Below are 19,340 nucleotides of genomic sequence, written 5' to 3' on the forward strand. Positions count from 1 at the left end.
TGAGGAGCTAGAGGGTCGGTACGGGGTTCCCGTACCGACTCTCCGGCGTTTCGGGCGGGCCCCGGCGCTCCGGACGTGTTCTGCCCGCGCCTGCCTCAGTTGGTGCCGATCTTCGCGAGCAGGTCGACGATCCGGGCCTGCACCTCGTCGCTGGTCGACCGTTCCGCCAGGAAGAGCACGGTTTCGCCCGAAGCGAGCCGCGGCAGCTCCGAGGGGTCCATCCGGGCCGAGGTGTAGACGACCAGCGGAGTGCGGTTCAGCTGCCCGTTGGCACGCAGCCAGTCGACGATCCCGGCGCGCCGGCGGCGTACCTGCATCAGGTCCATCACCACCAGGTTCGGCCGCATCCGGCCCGCCAGGTCGACGGCCTCGCTGTCCGTCGCGGCGCGTGCCACCTGCATGCCGCGCCGCTCCAGGGTCTCGGTCAGCGCCACCGCGATCGCCTCCTGCTCCTCGATCAGGAGAACCCTCGGCGGATGCTGCTCGCTGTCACGCGGGGCGAGCGCCTTGAGCAGGACGGCCGGGTCGGCCCCGTAGGCGGCCTCCCGGGTCGCCTGCCCCAGCCCGGCCGTGACCAGCACCGGAACCTCTGCGGCGACGGCCGCCTGGCGCAGCGACTGCAACGCGGTACGGGTGATGGGCCCGGTCAGCGGGTCGACGAACAGCGCGGCGGGGAACGCGGCGATCTGGGCGTCGACCTCCTCGCGGGAGTGCACGATCACCGGGCGGTAGCCCCGGTCGCTGAGCGCCTGCTGGGTCGGCACGTCGGGTGCGGGCCAGACGAGCAGTCGACGCGGGTTGTCCAGCGGCTCGGGCGGCAGCTCGTCGTCCACCGGGTACGGGTGCGGCCGGTTGGCGACCTCGACCGCGCCTCCGGGCCCGTCCAACGGCTCGGGCCCCTCCGCGCCCTCGTCGGGCGCCCCTATGGCGTAGGCGCGCCCCTCCGCGAGCGGCGGCGCGATCAACTGCCCGTCGCCGTAGCCGGGCGCAGGACCCTGGCCGCTGCTGGGGCCGGTCGGAGGGCTGTCGGCGGCCTCGGGCGCGTCGGCGGCCACGGGGCCGGGAGGGGGACTTGTCTGCTGTCCGCCCCGGGCCTGCTGGTGCGGGGCCTCGGGTCCGCCGGCCGGGCGGCCCGTCGTCGTGGGACCGACGTCCGGCGGAGTTGCGAGCTTACGGCGTCGCCCGGCACCGCCGAGGCTCTGGTGCTGAGGAGTCCGAGGGGCCTGCTGTGCGTGCGGAGCCTGGGGGGCGGCCGGGGGGGACACGTGGTGAGGGCTCTGCGGGTCCTGCGGCCCCTGCTGTGCGTGCGGAGCCTCGTGTGTCTGCTGGTGCGGGAGGTGGTGGGCGAAGGGCACGCCCTGGCCCAGCGTCCGCACGCTGAACGCCCGCCCCTGCGTCGAGTCCGGGTGGAAGCCGGACGTCGGCTCCTCGGCGGGCAGCGGTTGCCGCCGCGGGTTCGGAACGGGCACGCCCGCGTCACCGTCGGCCGGATGAGCGACGGGCGAGGGCGCGGCCGACGTGCCGGTGGTGTGAGCGGTCCGCCCGGCGGCAGGGCCCACGGCAGGCCCCACGGTGGGGGGCGCGCCGGGGGCGTGGGCGGCTTGGCCGGCTGCGCCGGTGTGCGTGTCGAGGGTGCCCTGTGGAGCCCGGGCGGCCTGGGGATCGTGAGCGGCATCGGGGGCGGTACCGGTGTACGCGGCCCCCGGGGCGTGGGCGCTCTGCTCGCCGCTGTCGTGGGGGGCGATGCCCGGCGCGGGGCGCTGGACCGGCCCCTGCGGTACGCCGCTGTCGTACGCGGCCGGGGCAGCCGGGAGGTGCCCGGCGGTCTCGGGGGCGGGGCGCCCGGGGCGCGTCGGGGCGACGGGGTGCGCCTGGGGCGGCGTGTGTTCGGCCTCCGGTGCGCTGCGTCCGTGCTGCGAGGCGTGCGCGCCACCGGGAGTGGCTGCGGGGCCCGGTGCCTGGGGGGCCCGGTCCGCGTCGGCGGGGGGCAGAGCGAAGGCGGTACGCGGACCGGCCTCCGCGGCGGTGCGCTCCTGGGCGGCGGCCAGCGCGCGCCGGGCCCGCCGCCCGCCGGGCTGCTGGGGCTGGGCCGCGTGCGGCTGCTCCGGCCCGGCGCTGCCGCTGCCGGACGCGAGGGCGGGGAGCGCCGGCTGGTCCTCGCCGTCCCGCCGGGCCCGCCGACCGGTGGGCGGCACGGGCTGCTGCGGGTCCGCTGGTACGCCCTGCGGCGGCACCGTCTGCCCGAGCTGCGGGCGCGCCCCGACCCCCTGAGCACCCTCGGCGGCGGTGACGACGGAGCCCTCGGAGGGCGGTGCGGCGGACGGAGCGGAGGTCAGGGCCAGTGCCTGCCGCTGCGGTTGCTGCGGCTGCTGCTCCGGCGAGACGGCCCGGGGCTCTCCCGGCTGCGCGCCCGCGCCCGGGGCCGCGTTCGCGGCCTCGGCCTCGAACGGGCTGGGGCGACCGCGCCGCCGCCCCGACCCCTCGCCCTGCTGCGCGGGGATCAGCTCGGGGGCCTGCTGCTCCTCCGGCGCGGCCGGCCCGCGGCGTGCCCTGCGGCGGCCGGTCGGCTCTGCGGCCGGACGGTCATGAGGCGACGGGGGAACAGCCCCGGCCTCGTCGCCGCCCAGGCCCTCGGGAGCTCCGCCCGGCCTTTCCAGGAACGCGTCGGTGGAGGACCGGCGAGCCCGTCGTCGGCCGCTGGGCACACCCGGCGCTCCGGGGCCTTCCGGTGCCGGTGCCGGGGCTGGCGTGCCGGAGGCGGCGGGGGCGTCCGCCGGGGCGGCCGTGAGGGACCCGGAGGGGCTCGCCGGCCCAGGCGCCGGCGCGGCCGCCGGTGCGGGGACGGCCACCGGGGTGGGTGCGGCCTCCGCGACGGGGGCGGCTTCCGCGGCGGGGGCGGCTTCCGGCAAGGGGGCGCGCGCCGACAGGGGAGCCCGCTTCGGCAGAGGGGCCTGGTCCGGCGTCGGGGCGCCCTCCGGCAGAGAGGCGTGCCCCGGCGCGGAGGAGTGCTCCGCCGTCCGTGGGGCCGCCCCCGTACCGGAGGCCGTCAACGTGCCGGAAGCGGTGCCGATCGGCACGTCGAGCACGTACGCGCTGCCGCTCGTTCCCGGCACCTGGTGGGTCTGGAGCACCCCGCCGTGCGCCCGGACGATGCCTCGCACGATCGGCTCGTGCACCGGGTCTCCTCCGGCGTACGGCCCCCGCACCTCGATCCGCACGACGTCACCGCGCTGGGCGGCGGCCACGACCACTGTCGAGTCGAGGTAGCCACCGCCGGGGACGGCTCGGGCCTTGCCCGTCGAGTCGACGCCGGCGACGTCCGCGACGAGGTGGGCGAGGGCGGTCGCGAGCTGCCGCGCGTCGACCTCGGCCTCGATCGGTGGGGCGTGCACGGCGAACTGGGCGCGCCCCGGACCGATCAGCTCGACGGCGCCGTCGATGCCGCCCGTCACGATCGCGTCGAGCATCGCGGGGGCCTTGACCAGGCCCTCCACGCCCGCGTCGAGGCGCTGGTAGCCCAGCACGTTGTCGACGAGCGTGGTCATCCTGGCGTACCCGGCGGCGAGGTGGTGGAGGATCTGGTTGGCCTCCGGCCACAACTGCCCCGCCGGGTCGGCGGCGAGCGTGCTCAGTTCGCCACGCAGTTCCTCCAGGGGACCGCGCAGCGAACCGCCGAGGACGGCGGTGAGCTGGGAGTGCTGGGCGCTCAGGGCGGCGAGGCGCTCGGCCTGCTCCTCCAGCTGGGCGGCGTACCGCTCGCTCCGGTCGGCCAGCTCGGCGGTGTGGGCTTCCCTGAGGGCGGCCAGCTCGGCGGCGTGTGCCTCCTTCAGCGCGCCGACCTCGGCCGAGTGGCCCTCGGTCAGTTCGGCGACGGCGTCCGCGTGCTGGGCGGAGAGCTCCTCGTACGGCCTGCGGTCGGTGAACGTCATCACCGCGCCGACGAGCTGGTCACCGTCCCGTACCGGCGCGGTCGTCAGGTCGACGGGCACCTGCGCGCCGCTCTTGGACCACAGCACCTGCCCGCGCACCCGGTGCTTGCGCCCGGACTTGAGGGTGTCGGCGAGCGGCGACTCCTCGTACGGGAACGGATCGCCCTCCGCGCGCGAGTGCAGGATCAGCGGGTGCAGCTCCTGACCGCCGAGGTCGCTGGCCCGGAAGCCGAGGATCTGTGCGGCGGCGGGGTTGACGAGGACGACGCGCCCGTCCGTGTCCGTGCCGACGACTCCCTCGGACGCGGCGCGCAGGATCATCTCGGTCTGGCGCTGCGAGCGGGCCAGCTCGGCCTCGGTGTCGACGGTGCCGGAGAGGTCCCGCACGACGATCATGAGGAGCTCGTCGCCGGTGTAGCTGGAGTGGATGTCGTTGTAGGCGGCCTGGCCGCTGTCGAGGCTCGCGCTGGTGACCTCGACGGGATATTCGCGCCGGTCGGTGCGCCGCGCGGTCATCCGCGCCGGCTTGGTCCTGCCGTGCTCGTCCGCGGCGTCGGGCCGGCGCATCGACCCCGGGATCAGCTTGGAGTCGAACCCCGGCAGCAGATCGAGCAGCCCGCGACCGACGAGCGCGGCGCCCGGGGTCTCGAACATTTCGAGGGCGATGGCGTTGGCGTTGACGACCGTGCCGTTGCAATTGACGAGCAGCAGCCCGTCAGGAAGGGCATCGAGGATGGCTGCGAGGCGAGCAGTGCCTCGGGACGGCCTGCTGCTCACGACGACGCTTCCTCCCTGATTACCGCACCTTGCCGACAGCGGGCCCATCTTGCCCCTCGGGCCGCGGCCTGTCACTGAAGGAGTCTAAGGGCAGGGGAGCCACTGGAGACGGCGGATGAGGGGCAGCTCTCACCGAGGTCAGGTGCGCGCCGGGTACGCCACCGGTCCACGATGCGAGCGCCCGCGCACGGTGTGACGTGCGCGTACGCGGTGCGACTTCGGCGCGTATCCGGCGCGTATTCGGCGTGAGGGGGCTCGCGACCGGCACCTGAAGTGAGCGCCTCAGCGCTCCCGCAGCGAGCGTCTCGATGACCCTGCCCGGCCGGACTACCGCCTACCGGACGTCGGGGAGCACCGGCACCAGGCTGTTCCAGCGCGCGATCTCGCACCCGTCCCGCCGGCTCGCGGTGGTGTCCACGGCGCGGCCCTCCCAGGTGCCCACGATGCGTGCGGTGGCGTCACCGCCGTAGATCATGGTGCACATGGCGCCCTCGGGGGTCGGCCGGAACAGCTCCTGCCTCCCGGACCGGGTGCTCCCGGCCTCCGCCAGTCGGTCACAGGCGGCCTCCCCCCGCGGGTGGCTCCCCCCGGTGGGCCCGCACGTCAGCTCGAACGTTCCGTCGGCCCCGGCGACCCCGGAGTTCTGCACGGTCACGGTGAGCCGGGTCCGTACGTCCTCCGCCTCCCCTTCTCCCGCACCCCGGCCGCCGCCCAGGAACTCCGGCAGCGGCGAAACCGGGAAGGGGCGCGGCCCGAGGGAGGGGCGGGCGGCGGCCAGGGGGCCGGAAGTGGGCTGAGCGGAGGGCACGGGGCCGGAGGCGGTGGCCGTCGGCACGGCGGTGGCGGACGGTACGGCGGTGGCGAGCGCGGCGAGCGAGACGACGGCGGTGAGGGCGAGACGGCGCAGCATGCGAAGACTCCAGGATCTCTGCGTCACGGGCGGCCACGGACGATCGCTGACGACCGTTGGTGGGCGCGGATGCGACGGGCGACGGGCGGTGGACGGCGACGGGCGGTGACGGGCGACGGCCGACGGAGGCCGCAGTCCCCGCCCCTCTCTAACGCGCGCAGCGCCCGAACGTTGCGCCACCACGCCGAACTGCTTTGCCCTGGCCCCCACCGGACGAGTAACGTGGTCGGCGATTGGTGGCACGACGCTCGACTGTGTCATCATCTGCACGCACCACTCGCGTCCGCGTGGGGTGTGCTGGAGGCGTCGCCTAGTCCGGTCTATGGCGCCGCACTGCTAATGCGGTTTGGGTCTTAAAGCCCATCGAGGGTTCAAATCCCTCCGCCTCCGCCCTGTGCATCGGGGAGTTCGGCCCATCGGGCCGAGCTCCCCGATGTGTTTTCCGCCCTCCGGGTGGCGCGCACACGCGCCGTCGGCAGTGCTTCCGAGCGCCCCCGGCACACGGCCGAGCGCCGCGGACCCCGCTGCCGGCCTCCCCCTACGATGACCGCCATCGAGCGGGACCGGTGCGCACGGGGAAGGGCCGGAGGATGGAGCCCGACGGGGGAGCGGAGCTCGCGGCGGCGCTGCGGGGCCTGAAGGAACGGACACCGCACAGTTACGAGAGCCTGGCCGCTCGGCTGGGCGTCAGCCGGTCCGCGCTGCACCGCTACTGCTCCGGGAAGTCGGTTCCGGCCGATTTCGCGACCGTGGAGCGCTTCGCCAAGCGGTGCGGGGCCCGCCGGGCGGAGTTGATGGATCTGCACCGGCTGTGGGCGCTGGCGACCGAACCGGAACCGGAAGCAGCGCCGGCCCCGGCCCCGGATCGGGCGTCGCTCCCGCCGACCGGCACCGCTGACCGCCCCCTGCGACGCGTCGGGCGTCTGACCGGCGCGGCGGCAGCCGCCGTCCTCGCCGGGGCTGTCCTGCTGGCGGGTGCCCGTGGCGGCACGGGGACGGCCGGCGGAGGACGACTTCTGCTCTCGGCCGTCTGCGAGGGTCCGATCGGCCTCGGGCAGCAGGGCGGATGTGTACGGGAGACCCAGCGCCTGCTGGCCGAAGCCGGCGCGGCGATCGACAGGGACGGACGCTTCGCGGCCGACACCCGACGCCGCGTCCTCGCCTTCCAGGCGCTGGCCGGGCTGCGGGTCAACGGAGTCGTCGACGAGGCGACCAAGCGGGCGTTGCACCTGCGCGGGGCCTCCCTGGCGGCCTGGGACGAGGCGCAGGTGGCGGACCGGATTCGCGAGGTCTTCGACCAGGCCCCGGAACAGGCCGTACGCGTGGCCGACTGCCAGTCCCGGCTGGACCCGCTCCACGTGGTGTCCGACAGCGCCTCCACCCGCACGTGGGGGGTCTTCCAGCTCTCCGAGGCCCGGCTGCGGACCGTGGACGCGACGCCCGGGGACGCGCTGGACCCGGAGTGGAACATCCGGTTCGCCCACCGGCTGTGGTCCCTGAGCGGGGGCTTCCACGCTTGGCCGGACTGCCTCCTGCCGCCGGAGCCGGGGCCGGAGCCGGAGCCGCGGTCGTGACCTGCGGGCCCTGGGTAGGGATACGTCGCCGAGGCGGCGGAGGCGGCGGGGGTGAGGGAATGCGGGACCAACGGGCCGAGGCCTGGATCACGGACTTCGCGCGGGCTCTGCGTGCTCTGAAGGAACGCACGCCGCACAGTTACGAGACGCTGGCCGTCCGGGTGGGCGTCAGCCGGTCGGCGCTGCACCGGTACTGCTCCGGTCAGGCGGTCCCGGCGGAGTTCGGGACGGTGCAGCTGCTGGCCCGGCAGTGCGGGGCCGACCGGGGCGAACTGACGGAGCTGCACCGGTCATGGGTGCTGGCGAGCGAGTCGATCGGGCACGTACCGGCGAGGGCGCCGATCGCGGAGCCGGAGGGAGGAGCCCCGGCGGCCGCGACGTGCGCCGGCCGGGAGCGGGCCCAGCCGGACGACGGCCGGCGCTCGCACCGTGGTGCATGGCTCACCGTGGCTGCCGCTGTCCTCGGGGCCGTCGCGCTCGTCACCGTCCTGACCGGGAAGAGGACCGGCGGCGAGGAGGTAGCGGTGGCGGCCGACGGGCGTCCCCTGTTCTCCGGCGAGTGCCGCGAGCCGGTGCACACCGGGCAGCAGGACGCGTGTGTGCGCGAAGTCCAGGAGTTGCTGGCAGGCACGGGGGCGGGGGTCGAGGTCGACGGGATCTTCGGCCTGGAGACTCGGCGCCGGGTCGAGGCCTTCCAGGTGCGTGCGGGCCTGTCCGTGGACGGCATCGTCGGCGACGCGACCAAACGGGCGCTGTACGACGGGAGCCTGTCCCTGACCACGTGGACCCCGGAACGGGTGGCCGACCGGGTCCGCGAGGTCTTCACCCAGGCCCCGGACACGGCGGTCAGGATCGCCCGGTGCCAGTCGTTCCTCGACCCGCTGTACATCCTGCCCAACACGGACGCCACCCGGAACTGGGGCGTCTTCCAGATCTCCGACGCCCGGCTGCGCGATCTGCGGGGCTCCCCGGCGGACGCGCTCGACCCGGAGTGGAACATCCGGGCGGCGCACCGGCTGTGGTCCCAGAACAAGGACTTCCACCACTGGCCGGCCTGCCTCGCCGCCATCGAGGACGAGGGCGGGGCGGACGGGGGCGAGGGCAGCGGCCCGTGAACGGTCCCGCCCCCGCCGTCCGGGGGGCGGGCGCCGGGCCGCCCGGGGCTCCGCCGTTCGGGGCTCAGCGGTCCGGTTGGCGGGAGCCCGGACCGCAGACTGTCCGGGTGGCGGGAGCCCGGACCTCAGCCCGTCCGGGCCGCAGGGCCCGCCCCACGGCCCGCAGTCCTCGGCGCGACCGGATCAGGCGGCGTACGAGCCGGTGGAACGGGAGGTGCTCTGGAAGTAGAAGACGAACTGCTGGGAGTTGCGCACGTTGGTCGCGATGACCTTCCAGGAGCCGGCGGAGGCCAGCTTGTAGCTGCTCTGGCAGTCGAAGTCGCCGTTGCTCAGCTTGAAGCACACCTTGACGTAGCGGCTGGTGTTCGTCTTGATGTTGATGTCGTTGCAGTTGGACGTCGTCCTGAAGACACTGGTCGTGTGCCGGCCGGCGGCCTTGGTGTAGGACTTCGCCTGGCCGTAGCAGCTGACCTGCACTCCCGTGTCGCCCTGCGGAGCGGCCGCCGCGGCGCCCCCCGTCGCGCCCAGCCCCAGCCCGGCCAGCAGGACCGTGCCCGAAACGATGGCCGCCTTGCCGCGCAGGCTCGTGATCTTGTTCATGAGTCTTCCCCTTCGTCGGCTCGAAGCCCGGCGCGTTCGTGGTCCGCCGCCGAGCCGTGAAGAGATGTCCCACGCCGCGTCCCAGGCGGGCAAGCGTTGTCGGACACTGAGGGACGCTGAGACGTCCCACCCACGGTGAGCTGGGGATTCTCCGGCCAAGGGGGTGCGGCGCGGGATGCCCCTGGGTGCGGGAGCACCGGGGGGTGCGGCGTTTCGCCAGGACTCGGCCGCCGTGCTGCTGCCGCACGCCGCAGGGGACGGGCGGTAGGCGGCGGCGCGCCCGGCCTCCCGGGGCGCGACGGCGGGCCGGAAAGCACCTGCTGTCTGCTGTTTCCGCAGGTCAGCGGCGGTGCGGGCAATGGATTTCGCGTCACGGCGGAGGTCATGTAATGTTGTTCTCGCAACGCCGACCGGGAAGAAAAAGCCCGGAACGCCAAGCACTCGTAGCTTAACGGATAGAGCATCTGACTACGGATCAGAAGGTTGCAGGTTCGAATCCTGCCGAGTGCACAGCAGGCCGGAGGCCCTCAGGAGAGATTCTGAGGGCCTCTGTCGTATGCCGTGGCGGCTGTGATTGACGGCAACCGCTTCGATCGCGTGGGTCCCCTTGAGGCGATGAACAGTGATCCGCCCCGTCGGCACCAGACGAGGCTCGCCTTCCGCACCCTGCCGGTCGAGGGTGCCGAAGGGGTGAGCTGTCCAAAGTTTCTTTACTGGGTCAAGGCGGCCCGCCTACGGCGGTCCGCGCGGCGCGGCGGCCCCAGACCGCCGCTGGCTTCATGTCTCCGCCACCGCCCGCGACGGCCCCCGCCCGCTCGCGCCGCAAAAGCCCGAGAAGCGGGCGGCCAGACCCGTGAAGAACCCCGACAGCCGACCCACGGCGAGCACGGCCAGCAGGAGCGGGACGCATGCCGAGTCCGCACCGGTCACTGCGGATTGCTGTTTAACCAACTGAAACCCGGTCCGCCAACTTCCTGCCCATGGCCGTCAGGCGAGGTCGACGGCAGCGCTCACGCTCCAATGTGGCCGAGGCCGTGACGGATTGGGGAAGCGTGGCTGGGGCTGGTGGGTGGTTGCTGGAGACACACGTGGCGGGTGCTCGTTCGGCGCACCCGCCGTCGTGGCTGACTTTCGGTGGCTCAGGTCGCCAACGGCCGGAGTCAGCTGGCCAGGGAGAGCGGGGCGACCGGTCGTGCGCGGTCGTAGAGGTCCCTCGCGGTCGTGTTTTTCAGGTGCGGCCGTAGAAGGCCGCACATGGTTCTGATCCGGTCGTCGGCTCGGCCGGACTGGACCATGGGGTAGTCGTCGAGCGCTTGGTGCCAGGTGTCGCAGGCCGCTTCCAGGTGGCCGACCTCCAGTTGCCGTTCGGCCAGCATGGCGCGGTGTCGGACGCGGGCGCGGCGGTAGACGCTGTAGCGCACCTTGTCGGACTGCTGCATGGCCTCAATGGCGCCGGAGACATCGCCGAGTTCGTAACGAACCTGGCTGATGTGGTAGTTGAGCGACGCCGGGTCGTACGAGCCGAACGCCTTGCCGCGCGACTCGGCACGGTCCATGGCGGTCTCGGCCTCCCGGATGTACCGCAGCGCCCGAGTCCGGTCGCCGGTCTGCGCGGCGGCGTGTGCTTGCTGGCCGGCCAGGAAGGCCAGCATGCGAGGGCCGGCCTTGGGGGAGGCGGCTGCCGCGGCGTTTGCCAGCTCCATGGCCTTTCCCCCGTGACGGAGGTCGATCGCCTGGACGCTCATGCCGCGCAGAGTGGTGCAGTAGGTCAGGTGGTCTTCGGCGGCGCCCGCCAGTTCCAGCGCCTTGACGTAGTAGCGCTGCGCGAGGCCGTGCAGCCCTTCGTCCACGGCCATGTAGCCGGTCAGGTACAGCAGGTCCGAGGCCGCGGACAGCATGGCCTTCCGTACGTCGTCGGGGGCGTCGGCGCGCAGGTAGGACGCCACGGTGTTCACCATGAACGAGGCGGCCATGGGGCGTGCGTGGCGACCGCCGAACTGGTCGTCCAGTTCCGAGACGCGCTCGGTCATGGCGATGACCATGTCCACTTCGTTCATGCCGATCCGGCGGGCGCGGCCGGACTGGACCGCTTCGGCACGGCCGATGACATCCGGCCACCCGGGAATCGTGAGGGCGACGGAGAACAGGCCGGCCCCCAGGACACTGCGGCGCGATGGGTCCATGTCCTGCCTCCCGAGGTCGATCAGCCCCTCCACGGTATCCGCGGCTGTCGGGGAGTGATCGCGGGGAACGGGCAGGCCGGCCTCGGCGTGTGTGACGGGCCGCCCCAGACGCCGTGAGAGGGCTTCCAGGACGCACGCCCGCACGGCTCCGCGGGGCACGGTGCCGCCCAGCCAGTGACTCACTGCCGACTCGTCGTATCGCAGGGGCGTGCCCGTCTCGGTGCCCACACGGTTCACCGCCCACGCGAACTGGCGGTAGGTCCAGCGGCTCTCGGCGAGCAGGCGCCCGAGCGCCCCGTTCGGTTCACGCTTGGCCACGTTCTCAACTCCCCGTGCTCTTGCGAACTTTCAAGGCTTTCAAGTCCCGGCGCCGCTGCAACGGTACCGCTGTGCGTGGTCACGCGGTTGCGTAGAGGCAGCAGGAAACGGCGAGGCCTCGCCGCAGCCATCGCCTGAGGGACTGAGGGATGAAAAGCGAAGCGCGGGCCCGACTGGCCCAGTTGACTGAAGAGCGGGGCGTGGGCGGGGTGCTGAGGATCGACACCTACGAGGGCGCGGACCCGCCGCCGGGCTCGAACCTGTTCCCGCCGTGTGAGTGCCCGCAGCACAGCCGTCCTGAGCCTCAGGACGCTGCGGCCGAGCTGAGCGCCGCAGTGCGCGAGGCGAACGAGCGCAGCCGCGGCGAGCGGCTGCGAGGCGGTTAGCCGCAGTCGTCGGCCGTTACGCCGGACTGCTGCTGATCATCACCATCTCTGCATCGAGCGGCTTCGTCCTGGGCGTGGCCGCCGCCTCCACCCCCATCTGACTTCCCCCTGCCACGTCCAACCCCACGTGTGGCGAGGGAGGGCCCACCGCCGGAAGCGGTGGGCACCCGTCCGGCCGCCTTCTTCGTAAGGGACCGGCAGCCGGAGGGGCTCAACTCCGCGGCATCAGCCGCGGGGTCCGTTTCAACCGTAAGAGGAGAACGCGATGAACGTGGACGAGCTGTTCACCGGCGACCTGACCACCGGCGTCCCGGCCGTCGAGGCCACGCTGCTCGACAAGATGCCCGGCGGTGGCGACAACAACGGCGACCACTGCTCCAAGTGATCCAGGGCTGACGCCAGGCGGGGCGGGGTCGTTCGCGGCCCCGCCCCGCCGCATGACTTCGGAAGGGGACGACATGCTGTCGATGCGTCTGCGCCTGGCCGATCTCCAGGAGCCCCGGTGGAGACCGGAAGGAGGTCGCTGGGTCAGCGGCGAAAGCTGGATCGAGCCCGCGAACGTGTCCACGCTGGTCATGGAGGTCCACGACGACCAGGCGCCGTGTGTGCGGATGAGGGTGAGGGAGTGCAAGCGGGGTGAGGCCGACTTCGTCGAGGTCGTCATGACGTCCGGGGAAGCCCGTTTCACGGCGGGCGTCTTCGGCACGGCCCCGCTGTACCTCCTGGAGAAGGCCGGCGAGCTGCACGCATCTTGGGATGTGGCGGCACTGGGGCCGCATCTGTCGACTGAGCGCCTGGTGCCGCGTGTCGTGGCGCGGACTCTGACGCGGCAGCATCGCTACACCTCCGAGACGGTGTTCGAGGGCGTCTACCGCCTGACTGAGCGGGCGTCTGCCACGTTCACCGCTGCCGGGCTCGGCATCCATTACCCGGAGCCCGCTGAACACGTCCTGGAGCCGCGCACGCTGCGGCCCGGTGTCGACCCACTCGCCTTGCTCGACGAGTTGCTGGCCGACGTGATTTGCGAAGCGCCGAGCGCCACGGGGTGCGTGGGCGTCGAACTGTCGGGCGGCGCGGACTCCGGGAACGTCGCCCTGGCCGTGAAGGCGGCGCGCATCCCGCAGGTGCACAGCTTCGGCTTACTGGTCGGGGGAAGTACCGGCAGGCAGCAGAGCGAGCGCCGCCAGGCGTACGCGGATCATTGCGGCTTCCGAGACACAGCCATTCCCGCCATGCAGCACCTGCCGTTCTGCCCCGGCGGCGTACGTGCCATGCGTCGGCCGCATGATCCGGCAGGGGCGTTCTACCAGGAAGCCTTCGACGTCGTACGCGAGGAGGCAGCCGCCCGACGGTGCGAGGTCATGTTCACCGGCAGTGGCGGGGACGAGGTCAACGCCCACCACTCCAGGACGGCCGTGGAACTGCCGACGCCGGAACCCGTTCCGTGGCTCGGTCCGAAGGCGGTCCGCGCCCTGACCGAGGTGAACGAGCACCTGGCGCCCATCCCCGTCCTGCCCGTGCCGACCCTGATGGCGTTCGGGATGCACAATCCGGGCTTCCTGCGGGTTGGAGTCTGGCCGGTGAGCCCGCTCGTACACCCGCGGGTCGTCCGGTTCATGGAGCAGCTGCCGCACGAGTACAAACGAGGCAAGGCGCTGTTCCGCGAGCGGATCATGCGGGCGGGACTGCCGAACTCAGTTGCGTCGCCGACGGAACCGGAGAACTTCCTGGCCGTCCTGGAGAAGGGACTGCGCTCCTACGGTTTGCCCGTGCTGGACGACATGCTGAAGGAGTCCGTCCTGGTCGATCTCGGCTACGTTGACGGCAAGGCACTCGTTCAGGCCCGTAAGGACGCCGACGCCGCCCCGACTGTCCCCGACTTGCTGTGCGATGTCCTCGCCCTTGAGGTCGGACTGCGGAGCCTCATGTGACCAGCGACGACACGGAAGCGGAACCAGTGGAAGCGACGAACCTCCTCTACCGGGACCCGGCCCTGTACGACGTGATCCAGTTCGACAGCACCGGTGCTGGGATGTGTCAGACCCTGATCGAGACGCACCGGCCGGAGGCCCGGACGCTGCTCGACTTCGGATGCGGCACCGGCAGGGACCTGGAGATCCTGGCCAAGCGCTTCGAGTGCATCGGCTTGGACCTCCAGCCGGGCATGGTCGACTATGCCCGTCACGTCCGCCCGGAGCTGGACATCCGTATCGGGGACATGCGCACCGCCCGACTCCGGCGATGCATGGACGTGGTGACCTGCATGGGCAACAGCCTCGCCTACGTCCACGGCAACAACGAGATCACCCAGGTCTTCGCCACCTTCGCGGCCCATGCCCAGAGGGGCAGTCTGCTCATCCTGTGCTCCCCCGTCGCGCCCATCACGGGGACCGAACCGATGACCGCCACGGTCGACACCCCAAGCGGTCCGGCAACCGTCACGATCCGCCACGAGTGGGACCTGCGGACGCAGATCAACACCATGCACCGGCACTGGGCACTTCCCGCCGGGGACGAGGCCCAGGACGAGATCCGCAGACGCGTCCTCTTCCCGCGCGAGCTCGAACACTATGCGGAGCGTGTCGGCTTCGAGATCCTGGACATGATCGACGGCTCCGGAGTCGGCCTCGTCGGGCCGACTGCGTACACCGTGGCCAAGTACGCCTGACGTGACCAATGCGTGGCGAGGAGCGTGACAGGGCCAGGCCGCTCGACGGGAAACCGGGCTTGGCCAGGGCCAGTATCCGTGGGAGGACCTTGCAGCGTGGATGACTGCCGTGGGCACGGAGTTCCGCTCCGGTTCACGGTAATCATTGAGCATGGTGTGTTCAGCGCTTGCTGATGCGGCGAGCCTTGGCCACGAGTCTCCGGGGCAGCTCCGGCCCCGCGCACGCGTAGTCGATCAGCAGGTTCCGGTACGAGGTGTTCGCGAGTTCCGGCGCCAGGTCGATCAGCGCCCGCAGGTCGTCGGACGAGCCGGACAGACGTGCGCGATAGGCGGCACCCGCTGCGCGCAGGGAGGCTTCATGGGGTTCGTGTCGCAGGCCCTGTTCGACGAGGGCCACCGCTGCGGCGAAGTCGGCCTGCAAGGCACGCACGTCGGCAAGGTCCAGGTAGAGGGACCAGTTGGTGGCGTCCAGCGCCAGGGCCTGTTCGAAGGCCGCCGCAGCCTGGTCCAGGTCGCCCATCGCCCGCCAAGTGTTCGCTCGCGCTACCGCAGTCCACATGACCCGATCGACGGCATCGGCGCGGTCACAGAGGGCGAAAGCCAGCTCGTAGCGGCCGCAGGCCCGGGGCAGCCGGGCCATAGCAGCCAGCGACTCCGGTACAGGACTGCGTTCGGAGACCATGTCGAGGGCATGGAACCAGGGCGTGAACCGCTCCTGCATCTCTTCGGTGTCCAGGTCGTGGCCGTAGTCCAACGCTCGCAGACACGCCTCCGTCAACGCCTCGGCACTCACCGCGCCGAGGAACCGCGGATCGCCGAACCAGGGGGCCCTGCCCCAGGCCACGTCGGGCCGCACCCCCCGTGACCGAGCCAAGGGCCATCACCGCGTCGTCCATGTCCCCGTCGAGGAACAGGAAGTACGCCTGTGCCAGCACAGCGCTCAAGGAGTTGTCTCCTTCGAGGCCCTCCTTCAGCTCTGAGCGCCGGTCCTGCCACAACTCGGCGAGGGCCGCATAAGGCTCCGGGGCCGCCGGCGCGGAGGCTATCGCTCCTACCAGAAACTCCACGGCGCCGACCGGGCTTCCGCCGCAGTGCGCCATTACACCGGCGAGAGTGACTCCCGCTGCCACTGACTGATTCGACATTGCCGGAGAATATCCGTGGCCAGAGGTTCTGTGAAACCTTCCGCTTGCACGGCGGTGCAGCCATCAGTGATCCGTAAGTGACGGCAACCCTGACGGCAACGACGGCACACAGAGGCCGATGATCACCGCCACCGGCGATCACTCCGGGAGGAGGCGGGCTACCCTCCCAACGCGCTGCCCGATCCTACGGATCAGAAGGTTGCAGGTTCGAATCCTGCCGAGTGCACAGCAGGCCAGAGGCCCCCAGGAGAGATCCTGGGGGCCTCTGACGTTGCCCGTACAGCAGCGAAGTTCAGCAACCGTGTCAGCCGGTGCCGCCCGTCGCTTCGGACAGTCGCGGGTGCTCCTGGGTGACGCGGCGTCGCCGGGTCGGGAGGCCCGCTGTGGGGTGGGCGACGCCCCAGGCCGCGCCTGTGCAGACCAGTTCCTTGTAGCGGGCGGCGAGCCGGCCGGTCAGGGCGGCGGAGACGGCGCGGTCGTCGGCGGTGACGTACTGGATCAGGCCTTCCCGGCGGCCCAGGGAGACGCACTGGTTGAAGTAGCGCAGGGGGGTGGTCGGGAGCTTGGCGCCGGTCAGGCGGGCCGCGATGGCGTCGGCGGCCTGCCAGGCGGTGGGGATGCCGGAGGCGCACGACATGCGCAGGGGCTTGTCGCGGGGGCCTGCCACCAGGGCCGCGTCGCCGATGGCGTACACGTTCGGGTGGGAGAGCGAGCGCATGGTCGCGTCGACCACGATCTGCCCGCTGTCGGTGGTCTCCAGGGTGGCGGCCTTCGCGATCGGGTGGACCGCGAAGCCGGTCGTCCACACGGTGGCCGCTGCCGGGATGTCGCCGTCGGCGGTGGTGAGGCGGTCGGACTCGACGGCCGTGACGGCCGTCTGCTCGTGGACGGTGACGCCCAGTCCGGCGAAGACCTTCCGCAGGTGCCGTCGGCCCTTGGGGGAGAGCCAGTCGCCCAGCCTGCCCCGGGTGGCCAGGGCCACTGCGAGGTCCGGGCGGGCCTCGGCGATCTCCGACGCGGCCTCCACGCCGGTGAGGCCGCCGCCGACGACGATCACGGGATCCGAGGCGCCCAGGGCAGCCAGGCGCTCACGCAGCCTCAGCGCTCCGGGGCGGCCGGAGATGTCGTGCGCGTGCTCGGCGGCCCCGGGGACGGCCTGGGGGTCCCAGCCGCTGCCGAGGGCGTAGACGAGGGTGTCGTACTCCAGCTCCAGGCCCGGCCCCTCGGCTCCGTCGGCCCCGGTCGTCGCCGTCACCGTCCGGCGGGCGGCGTCGACCGCGGTGACCTGGGCGAGCCTGAGGCGGACACCGGTCCCGGCGAACATGTCGCTGAGGGGGCGGGGCCTGAGCTCGTGGCCCACCGCCACCTGGTGCAGTCGGACGCGCTCGACGAAGTCCGGTTCGGGGTTGACCAGGGTGATGGAGACGTCCTCGCGGTGCAGCCGCCTGGCGAGGCGGCCGGCGGCGACCGCCCCGGTGTAGCCGGCTCCGATGACGATGATGCGGTGCTGCATGTCCTGGCTCCTGTCTCGCTCGGGTTCGCCCCTTGAACCGGGCAGCCCGCCGTTTCCTGACAGGGAGAGCGTGTGAGGCGCGTCACGCCGGGGTCAGAAGGCGCGGAACAAGGGTTCGCCGTGGTCGGTGGCCGCCCACTGCCGTGTCGCACGGACGAGCTTGTCGGGGTTGGCCTGGCTGCGGAACGCGGCGATGCCCTCGGCGTCGATCTCCAGGCACATGACGCCGAAGACCCGGCCGTCGACGACCACGACGACCGCCGGTCCGCCGTTGGCCGTGGCGACATGGATCTCGGCGGGGCCGCCGACGATGGCGCGCTGGGCCTTGCCGGGTTTGAACAGGCCCCGCATGAACCTCGCGACCGCGAGGGCCCCGGAGAACGCCTTGGCGCGGGCCGGAACCTTGCCGCCGCCGTCGCCGATCGCGACGGCGTCCGCGGTGAGCAGCTCCACGAGCGGCTCGGTCCGGCCGCTGGTGGCGGCCGCGAGGAACTCCTCCACGATCCGCCGCGCCGCCGCCTCGTCGATCTCGGTGCGGGCTGTGCCGTCCGCGATGTGCTTCTTGGCGCGGTGGAGGATCTGCTGGCTGGCGGACTCGGAGATGCCGAGGATCTCCGCGATCTTCCGGTGCGGGTGGTCGAAGGCCTCCCGCAGCACGTACACCGCCCGCTCGTTGGGGGAGAGCCGTTCCATGAGGGCGAGGACCGCGTACGAGACGGACTCCCGCTGTTCGGCCGTGTCGGCGGGTCCGAGCATCGGGTCGCCTGCGAGCAGCGGTTCGGGCAGCCACTGGCCCACGTAGGTCTCGCGCCGGGCACGTGCGGAGGTGAGCTGGTTGAGGCACAGGTTGGTGAGGACCTTGGTCAGCCAGGCCTCGGGGACCTCGATGCGGTCGACGTCGGCGGCCTGCCAGCGCAGGAACGTGTCCTGCACGGCGTCCTCCGCATCGCTCGCCGAGCCCAGGAGGCGGTAGGCGATGGCCTCCAGCCGGGGCATGGCGGCCTCGAACCGGTCCACCTGAGCCCGCGTCAGCGCCATGCCCGGATACTAACGGCAGCGGTGAGGACCGCGACGGCGCGGGGCGGGGGCGCGGAGGGGCCGGGCGGCGCCCGGCCGGTGGTGCCCGGCCGGGCACCGCGGGCGGGCCCGCCGTCGTGATCCGTCTCGGGCCCGGGCGCCCGTTAGCATCGGCGGGCGTGGTGCGCGGGCGGCTCCGGAGACGGTGCGGCCGGTGCCCGGGGGCCGAGGTGAGTGGGGTCGAAGTGGCCGGTGGGTGGCGGTGCGCCGGGGTGCGCTGGCCAGGTGAGGTGCCTGAGCTGGGATGGGGCAAGGGGGCCGAACGGCGGACGAGCGTGCTCGGGTACGGGGCCTGGCTCGGCTTCCGGGCTGTCGGGGAGCGGTCCTGCGTGGGCGCCCGGGGGAATGTGTGTCCGCTGGGGGCCGCGGTGCCCGGGCGCAGCACCGGCGGGCGGTGCGCCGAGTGCGCGCGGCTGGACCGGGCGCACTCGGTGGCCGCCGACACGTTGCTGGACGACCCCCGTCCGTACCGCGTGTACCTCGCCTGGTTCGGGCCCGGTCTGGTCAAGGTAGGGATCACCGGGGAGCGGCGGGGGGCCGCCCGGCTGCGGGAGCAGGGGGCCGTGGCGTTCAGCTGGCTCGGGCGCGGCCCTCTCATGGCGGCCCGGCGGAGCGAGGAGGTGCTGCGGGCCGCCCTCGGGGTGCCCGACCGGATTCCGTACGCCGGGAAGCGGGCCGTACGGGGGCGCCTGCCGGGGCCCGAGGAGCGGGCGGCGGAGGTGACGGAGCTGTACGGGCGGGCGGCGGAGCTGGCGGGGCGCGGGTGGCCCGAGTCGTTGGAGCGGCTCCCTCTCCACGTGGTCGATCAGGTAGGGGTGTTCGGGCTGGACCGTTCTCCCGCGCCCGACCGGTCGGTGCGGGAGCTGGTCGGCGGCGGGGTCGTGGCCGGGCGGCTCGTGGCGGCCGCCGGACCCGACCTTCACCTCGCGGTGGACGGCGGTGGCGTCGTCGTCCTCGACACGCGGCTGATCACCGGGTGGGAGCTGGTGGCGGTGACCGCCGGCGAGGGGGCCGGGGTGCGCGTGCCCCTGCTCGACATCGGCGGGGGCGGCGTGCAGGGCGGGCTCTTCTGACCGGGCCCCGTGGGCTCCGCCGCCGCCCGGTCGGCGTTTTCTCAGAGAATTCACAGGGACGGGTCAGGCTCC

At 72.9% G+C, this 19,340-nt stretch carries 13 protein-coding genes and 2 tRNA genes; 8 read left to right on the forward strand and 7 right to left on the reverse strand.

Going from position 1 to position 19,340, the window contains the following annotated elements; genetic code table 11:
• Positions 1 to 95: 95 nt before the first annotated feature.
• Positions 96 to 4,706: a PAS domain-containing protein gene (locus tag V9U70_RS24980; protein WP_336678733.1), complete on the reverse strand. Its 4,611-nt coding sequence runs from the start codon at positions 4,704 to 4,706 to the stop codon at positions 96 to 98.
• A 334-nt stretch (positions 4,707 to 5,040) separates the two neighbouring features.
• Complete coding sequence (locus tag V9U70_RS24985) at positions 5,041 to 5,616, reverse strand: SSI family serine proteinase inhibitor (RefSeq protein ID WP_336678734.1); 576 nt, start codon at positions 5,614 to 5,616, stop codon at positions 5,041 to 5,043.
• Between the two features lie 299 nt (positions 5,617 to 5,915).
• On the opposite strand from V9U70_RS24985, the gene V9U70_RS24990 reads away from it, so the two are divergent.
• The 3 genes from V9U70_RS24990 to V9U70_RS25000 all read left to right on the forward strand — a co-directional run bounded on the left by V9U70_RS24990 (position 5,916) and on the right by V9U70_RS25000 (position 8,305).
• Positions 5,916 to 6,006 (forward strand) — tRNA-Ser (locus V9U70_RS24990).
• 200 nt (positions 6,007 to 6,206) lie between these two features.
• Positions 6,207 to 7,190 carry a helix-turn-helix domain-containing protein gene (locus V9U70_RS24995; RefSeq protein WP_336678736.1) on the forward strand — a complete coding sequence of 328 codons (984 nt, stop codon included), beginning with the start codon at positions 6,207 to 6,209 and terminating at the stop codon, positions 7,188 to 7,190.
• A 59-nt stretch (positions 7,191 to 7,249) separates the two neighbouring features.
• Complete coding sequence (locus V9U70_RS25000) at positions 7,250 to 8,305, forward strand: peptidoglycan-binding protein (RefSeq protein WP_336678738.1); 1,056 nt, start codon at positions 7,250 to 7,252, stop codon at positions 8,303 to 8,305.
• A gap of 183 nt (positions 8,306 to 8,488) precedes the next feature.
• Here the strand turns inward: V9U70_RS25000 and V9U70_RS25005 are convergent, their stop codons facing one another.
• Positions 8,489 to 8,905, reverse strand: a complete 417-nt coding sequence (locus V9U70_RS25005) for a hypothetical protein (RefSeq protein WP_336678740.1) — start codon at positions 8,903 to 8,905, stop codon at positions 8,489 to 8,491.
• A 437-nt stretch (positions 8,906 to 9,342) separates the two neighbouring features.
• Between V9U70_RS25005 and V9U70_RS25010 the strand changes: the two genes are divergently transcribed.
• Positions 9,343 to 9,415, forward strand: a tRNA-Arg gene (locus V9U70_RS25010).
• A gap of 650 nt (positions 9,416 to 10,065) precedes the next feature.
• On the opposite strand, the gene V9U70_RS25015 is transcribed toward V9U70_RS25010, so the two are convergent.
• A complete protein-coding gene (locus V9U70_RS25015) occupies positions 10,066 to 11,406 on the reverse strand; it encodes an NsdA family TPR-like regulatory protein (protein WP_336678742.1) in 1,341 nt (446 codons plus the stop codon).
• A gap of 149 nt (positions 11,407 to 11,555) precedes the next feature.
• Between V9U70_RS25015 and V9U70_RS25020 the strand changes: the two genes are divergently transcribed.
• The 3 genes from V9U70_RS25020 (at position 11,556) to V9U70_RS25030 (ending at position 14,460) form a co-directional block, all read left to right on the forward strand.
• A complete protein-coding gene (locus tag V9U70_RS25020; protein ID WP_336678744.1) occupies positions 11,556 to 11,792 on the forward strand; it encodes a hypothetical protein in 237 nt (78 codons plus the stop codon).
• 458 nt (positions 11,793 to 12,250) lie between these two features.
• Positions 12,251 to 13,723, forward strand: a complete 1,473-nt coding sequence (locus tag V9U70_RS25025; RefSeq protein WP_336678745.1) for an asparagine synthase-related protein — start codon at positions 12,251 to 12,253, stop codon at positions 13,721 to 13,723.
• The gene (locus V9U70_RS25030) at positions 13,720 to 14,460 is read left to right on the forward strand and encodes a class I SAM-dependent methyltransferase (RefSeq protein ID WP_336678747.1); all 741 of its coding nucleotides are present in this window, start codon (positions 13,720 to 13,722) and stop codon (positions 14,458 to 14,460) included. The genes V9U70_RS25025 and V9U70_RS25030 overlap by 4 nt, the downstream gene beginning before the upstream one ends.
• A gap of 160 nt (positions 14,461 to 14,620) precedes the next feature.
• Here V9U70_RS25030 and V9U70_RS25035 read toward each other — a convergent pair whose 3' ends face one another.
• From V9U70_RS25035 to sigJ, 3 genes are all read right to left on the reverse strand, one after another.
• The gene (locus V9U70_RS25035; RefSeq protein ID WP_336678749.1) at positions 14,621 to 15,304 is read right to left on the reverse strand and encodes a tetratricopeptide repeat protein; all 684 of its coding nucleotides are present in this window, start codon (positions 15,302 to 15,304) and stop codon (positions 14,621 to 14,623) included.
• Positions 15,305 to 15,909: 605 nt separating this feature from the next.
• A complete protein-coding gene (locus V9U70_RS25040) occupies positions 15,910 to 17,118 on the reverse strand; it encodes an NAD(P)/FAD-dependent oxidoreductase (RefSeq protein ID WP_336678751.1) in 1,209 nt (402 codons plus the stop codon).
• Positions 17,119 to 17,211: 93 nt separating this feature from the next.
• Positions 17,212 to 18,156: an RNA polymerase sigma factor SigJ gene (gene sigJ / locus V9U70_RS25045; RefSeq protein WP_336678752.1), complete on the reverse strand. Its 945-nt coding sequence runs from the start codon at positions 18,154 to 18,156 to the stop codon at positions 17,212 to 17,214.
• Between the two features lie 224 nt (positions 18,157 to 18,380).
• Between sigJ and V9U70_RS25050 the strand changes: the two genes are divergently transcribed.
• Positions 18,381 to 19,268, forward strand: coding sequence for a DUF2797 domain-containing protein (locus V9U70_RS25050; RefSeq protein WP_336678810.1), 888 nt, complete (start codon positions 18,381 to 18,383; stop codon positions 19,266 to 19,268).
• Positions 19,269 to 19,340: the final 72 nt, after the last annotated feature.

Source organism: Streptomyces pratensis, from assembly GCF_037137275.1.
In the GTDB taxonomy this organism is placed as follows: Bacteria; Actinomycetota; Actinomycetes; order Streptomycetales; family Streptomycetaceae; genus Streptomyces; species Streptomyces pratensis_B.